This is a genomic window from Streptomyces sp. NBRC 110611, assembly GCF_001590865.1.
Lineage (GTDB): Bacteria > Actinomycetota > Actinomycetes > Streptomycetales > Streptomycetaceae > Streptomyces.
This window is the reverse complement of sequence record NZ_BBUY01000015.1, coordinates 1-1,404: the sequence shown is the minus strand read 5'-3', so window position 1 is coordinate 1,404 and position 1,404 is coordinate 1. Positions and strand designations below refer to the sequence as shown.

The following is a 1,404-nucleotide window of genomic DNA, read 5'->3' as shown; positions in this document are numbered from 1 at the left end:
CATGGGCAGCGGCTCGACCGAGAGCAGGCTGAGCAGCCGGGCCTGCGCGCCGGTGAGGGAGTGCTCGGCCGCGGCGTGCTCGTACTCCTCGTAGTAGCGGGCGACGACGGTGCCGATGAGATCGACGATCTCGACGGTCAAGGAGTCTGCGCGCGGTGTCATGCACAGCAGGATAACCAAAAGCTTGACAGGATGAAATATCGAGGAGCATCATTGTTTCAGCACCTGAAGCATTAGGAGGGATCCCCTCATGTCCGCACTGCCCACGACCAGCCGTGAATGGCACCTCGTCGCCCGCCCGCATGGCTGGCCCACACTGGAGGACTTCGCGCTCCGCGAGGCGGCGGTGCCTGAGCTCGCCGAGGGCCAGTTCCTCGTCCGCAACCTGCACTTCTCGGTCGACCCGTACATGCGCGGCCGCATGAACGACGTGAAGTCCTATGTCCCGCCCTTCCAGCTGGAGCGCCCGATGGACGGCGGCGCGGTCGGTGAGGTCATCGCCTCGCGCACCGATTCCTTCGCCGTCGGAGACCATGTGCTGCACGGCCTCGGCTGGCGCGAGTACGCGGTCCTGGACGCCGAGCACGCCACCAAGGTCGACGGGTCTCTCGCTCCGCTCACCACCTACCTCGGTGTGCTGGGCATGCCGGGTCTGACCGCGTACGCGGGCCTGCTGCGAGTGGCGTCCTTCAAGGAGGGGGACACGGTCTTCGTGTCCGGCGCGGCCGGCGCGGTGGGCAGTGAGGTCGGCCAGATCGCCAAGCTCAAGGGCGCCTCCCGGGTCATCGGCTCGGCCGGCTCCGACGAGAAGGTCAAGCTCCTGGTCGAGGAGTACGGCTTCGACGCCGCCTTCAATTACAAGAACGGCGATGTCACCCAGCAGCTGAAGGAAGCGGCCCCCGAGGGTATCGACGTCTACTTCGACAACGTCGGCGGCCACCACCTCGAGGCCGCCATCTCCACCCTCAACGTCCATGGTCGCGTCGCCATCTGCGGCATGATCTCGATGTACAACGCCACGGAGCCCAGCCCCGCCCCGCGCAATCTCGCCCTGGTGATCGGCAAGCGCCTCCGCCTCCAGGGCCTCATCGTCACGGACCATGCCGATCTGCGGCCGAAGTTCGTCGAAGAGGTCTCCGCCTGGATCCGCTCCGGCGAACTCAAGTACAACGAGACCAAGATGTCCGGCATCGAGAACGCCGTGGACGCCTTCCTCGGCATGCTCCGCGGCGAGAACACCGGAAAGATGATCGTGAGCCTGGACCACTGACAGGCGCGGAATGCTGCCCCGAATGCTGGAGCGCTGCACGGAATGCTGAACCGGGGCGCTGCGCCGAGTACTGAACCGGAGCGCTGAAGGAGCCGGGGTCGGTAGGTCCGGGACCCTTGACTCGGTCGTTAGAC

Annotated in this window: 1 protein-coding gene; it reads left to right on the top strand. The window is 66.2% G+C overall.

All coding sequences use genetic code 11. The annotated features are described in order from the left end of the window. Nucleotides 1-250 precede the first annotated feature (250 nt). Nucleotides 251-1,270, top strand: coding sequence for an NADP-dependent oxidoreductase (locus tag AZE13_RS25100; RefSeq protein ID WP_066936410.1), 1,020 nt, complete (start codon nucleotides 251-253; stop codon nucleotides 1,268-1,270). Nucleotides 1,271-1,404 lie beyond the last annotated feature (134 nt).